We start from the raw sequence: 4,420 nt of genomic DNA on the forward strand, positions 1-4,420 counted from the left end.
AGGAAACTGTCCTGATTGTGGAAGACCAGTTGAAACTGCTAAAGAGGAAGCTTATTTCTTTAAAATGAGTAAGTATGCGGATAGATTAATCAAACATATTGAAGATAATCCACACTTTATTCAACCAGAATCAAGAAAAAATGAAATGCTTAATAACTTCTTAAGACCAGGTCTTCAAGATTTATGTGTTTCAAGAACAAGTTTTAACTGGGGGATTCCAGTAGAATTTGATCCAGGTCATGTAACATATGTTTGGATAGATGCGTTATCAAACTATATAACTGCTCTTGGATATGGTCAAGAAGATGATACTTTATATAAAAAATTCTGGCCTGCTGATGTTCATTTAATAGGTAAAGATATTTTAAGATTCCATACAATATACTGGCCAATAATGCTTATGGCTCTTGGTGAAGAATTACCTGAGCAAATATTCGGACATGGTTGGTTACTTGTTGAAGGTGGTAAAATGTCAAAATCTAAAGGGAATGTTGTAGACCCAGTTGTTTTAATTAATGAATTTGGTATAGACCCTGTTAGATATTACTTATTAAGAGAGATACCATTTGGTTCAGATGGATTATTCAGTAATGAAACATTCATTAAGAAAACAAATGCAGATTTAGCTAATGACCTTGGAAACTTATTATCAAGAACAATAGCTATGGTTTGTAAGTATTTTGATGGAGTTATGCCAGCACCAATTGCTAAGGAAGCTATAGATAATGAGTTAATAAATATGGCTCTTGCAGCACCAAAGAAAGTTGAAGATTTCATGGAAAACTATAAAATTCCAGAAGCACTTGCTACAATTTGGGAGCTTATAAGTAGAACAAACAAATATATTGATGAAACTACACCTTGGATTCTTGCTAAGGATGAAGAGAATAAAGGAAGACTTGGAACTGTTATGTATAACTTAATGGAATCATTAAGATTTAGTTCAGTTATGCTTTCTTCATTCTTACCATCAACAAGTGAGAAAATGAATGCACAACTTAAAAATGATGTGACAACATGGGAGAGCTTATCATCATTTGATGGAACAAAAGCTGGAACAGTTGTAGAAAAAGGTGATGTTATATTCCCAAGAATAGATGTTGAAGCTAAACTTGCTGAACTTGAAGAGTTAAGACTTAAAACTCTTGAAGAAGCTAAGTCAGCAGTAAATGAGGAAGTTATAAAGAATCCTATAAAAGAAGAAATCACAATTGATGATTTTGAAAAAATAGATTTAAGAGTTGTTAAAGTTCTTGAGTGTGAGCCAGTTAAAAAAGCTAAGAAGTTATTTAAACTTAAAGTTGATTTAGCAGGAGAAGAAAGACAAGTAATTTCAGGAATAGCAATGCACTATAAGCCAGAAGAACTAGTTGGTAAGTATGTTGTTTTAGTTGCTAACCTAAAACCAGTAACATTAAGAGGTGAATTATCACAAGGGATGATTATAGCTGCGGCTCCATCTGATGATTCAGAGTTAATTCTTGTTAATCCTGGTGAAATGAAAACAGGAAGCCAAGTTAGATAATTTAATCTAGATATAAAACTAACCGAAGATATTTATCTTTGGTTAGTTTTTTCTGTATAAAGATTTATTTAGATTTAAAAAATATGATAAGCGATTTACTGAAAAGTTAATATAAAAATAATAAGTATTTGATGTGATTATATAATAAAATATAATTAGTGAAAATTTTAAAAAATGGTAAAGTGGGGGTAATAATGAAAATAGTTGTAGGAAATGCATGGCCATATGCAAATGGTCCACTTCATATAGGAAGAGTTTCAGCTTGGCTTCCTGGTGATGCAATAGCAAGATATCATAGAGCTAAGGGTGATGATGTTGTTTTTGTGTCTGGTTCAGATTGTCATGGGGAACTTGTTTTAAAAAAAGCTAATGTTCTAAAAAAATCTCCAAAGTTTGTGAGTGATTATTATCATGAAAAGTTTAAGAATGACTTTGAAAAACTTGATTTTTCATTTGATAACTTTGCTAAAACAAGTGGGGAATACCATGAAAAAACAGTTAAGGAATTTATAAAAATTTTAAGTGAAAAGGGACTTATATATTCAAAAGAAGTTGAAGTATACAAATGTTATAAGTGTAATGAAGAAGTAGGAGATAGATTTATTGAAAATAATAAACATACTTCGTGTGATGGAGTTTTAAAGAATGAAACTGTGGATAAGTTGTTTTTTAAGTTATCAACATTTGAAGATTATTTAAAGAAGCTTATAAGTAAGGAACTAGGTTGGAAAGACAATGCTTTAAAACTTACAAAAAGATATTTAGATGAAGGACTTCGTGATAGAGTTTTAAGTAGAGATATTGAATGGGGAATAGATATTCCAATAGAAAATTTTACTGATAAAAAAGTTTTTGTATGGATAGAGGCAGTTATGGGATATATGAGTGCTTCAAAAAAAATAATAGAAGAAAGAAATGAAGAGTTTACTGATTATTGGAATACAGAGAGTGCTAGAATCTATTTATTACATGGTAAAGACAATATACCATTCCACTGCGTTGTTATGCCTTGTATAGTAGCAGGGCTTGGATATGAAGAATGTAATATTAGAATTTTATCATCAGAGCATATGGAACTTGAGGGTAAGAAGTTTTCAAGTAATAGAAATTGGGTTGTTTGGCTTGATTATATTATTAAAAAATATGATTCAGATGTAATAAGATATTATCTTTTAAGTACAGGACTTAATAATAGAGGTGCTAATTTTACTTGGAGAGAATTTATAAATAAAAATAATACCGAGCTTCTTGGGACATATGGTAATTTTATAAATAGAACACTTAGTTTTATTGATAAATATTATGAAGGTTCTTTAGGTAAGCAAAGGGTTAATAAGTCTATTGAGAGTATGATAGTAAAAAGTTATGAAAAAGTTTCAAGGTGTATTGAGGCTGGAAATATAAATATTGCTATAAATGAAATTTTAAAACTTACAGTAGATGCTAATAACTATTTTGATAATGAAAAGCCATGGATTTTATTTAAGAATGATCCAAATAGGTGTAAAGAAGTTATGTATAATTGTAGTTTAGTTGTTAGTACACTTGGAAATCTTTTAGAGCCTATAATTCCAAAGACTGCTGATAAGATAAGAAAGATGCTCAATATAGATAAGATTAATTTTAAATTTGAAGAACTTGAAAATATAAATATAACAATGGGTGGTTTTTTATTTTCAAGAATAGATACAAAACAAGCTAATGAGGAATTATATATTTTGAAAAAAAGAAAGTAAAATAGTTTTGATTTAAATAAAAAAGTATAAAAAAAGACCTAGGCTTCCGTTACCTAGGTCTCTTGGTGAAAAGAAACATACAAGGGACTGTTTAAGGGGGACAATTCCCTTGTATGCTCAATTTAAGGGGTAAAATTAAATTAGTGTTTTAGCTACGTTACAATTACTAATATAACGTAGTAATATGGCAGAATTGTGTCATATACTGAAAGTAATTATAAAGTAATTATAAAGTAACCAATTTGTAAAAAAATATAAAAAAAAGACCTAGGTTTCCGTTACCTAGGTCTACTTGGTGAAAAGAAACATTGCTTAGGGTCTGTGTAAGGGGGACGAACCCTAAGCATGTTCAATTTAAGGGGTAAAATTAAATTAGTGTTTTAGCTACGTTACATTTATTAATATACAGGATTAATGTGTCGTTTGTATGACAAATATAAACTTTATGTGAACAAAGTTTATAGAATTGAAACAACTTGTTGAATATTAGACTAATATCAGCTTAATATCTTCTATATAAATTCTTCTAATCTTTCTATATCTTTTATATGAATTTCTTTTCTGTTGTACTCTATAAGTCCCTCTTCCTTCATTTTCATAAGCTCTCTTGAAAGAGAAGGTCTTCTTACACCTAACTTTTCTGACCATTCCTTTTTACTCATATGTGTTGTAATAATAGGATTTTGAGTTTGGTTATATTTTGTTACAAGGAAGTGTGCAATCATTTCTCTAAGAGAGTTCATACTTACTTGTTTTAATTTTGAACTTAGTATAAGAGCTTTATTAGAGAATAATCTAAGTAGTTCTCTAAGGAATGTTTCACTCTCTAGGCAAAGTTTGAATATGTAATCTTTATGTATGTGTATTACAACGCATGATTCTTTAGCTACAAGTGACATTGGGTATAAATGTCTATCACCAAATAGTAATGCTTCACCAAAACTGTTACCAGTTTCAAATGATGATACTATTAAAATATTTCCATGTACATCTAATTTTTGTAGTTCAACTTTTCCATCTAAGATAATACTTAAATGTTCACAGTCCTCTTCTTCTATAAAAAGAACATCATCTGCATTGTATGATTTTATAAAATAGTTTTTTGAAGCTTTTAAATTTTGTAGTTCTTCTTTTGAAAAATTGCAAAATAGTTTAGACT

Annotated in this window: 3 protein-coding genes; 2 read left to right on the top strand and 1 reads right to left on the bottom strand. The window is 29.3% G+C overall.

All coding sequences use genetic code 11. The annotated features are described in order from the left end of the window. Positions 1-1,525: methionine--tRNA ligase (gene metG, locus Q0V15_RS12035; RefSeq protein ID WP_297439342.1), on the top strand; the 1,525-nt coding region annotated here is incomplete at its 5' end. 194 nt (positions 1,526-1,719) lie between these two features. After that, positions 1,720-3,261 carry a methionine--tRNA ligase gene (metG, locus tag Q0V15_RS12040; protein ID WP_297439344.1) on the top strand — a complete coding sequence of 514 codons (1,542 nt, stop codon included), beginning with the start codon at positions 1,720-1,722 and terminating at the stop codon, positions 3,259-3,261. Positions 3,262-3,773: 512 nt separating this feature from the next. Here the strand turns inward: metG (Q0V15_RS12040) and Q0V15_RS12045 are convergent. Then, the coding region (locus Q0V15_RS12045) for a Crp/Fnr family transcriptional regulator (protein WP_297439346.1) at positions 3,774-4,420 on the bottom strand (647 nt) is incomplete at its 5' end.

This window comes from uncultured Clostridium sp. (assembly GCF_947036855.1).
GTDB lineage: Bacteria > Bacillota > Clostridia > Clostridiales > Clostridiaceae > Sarcina.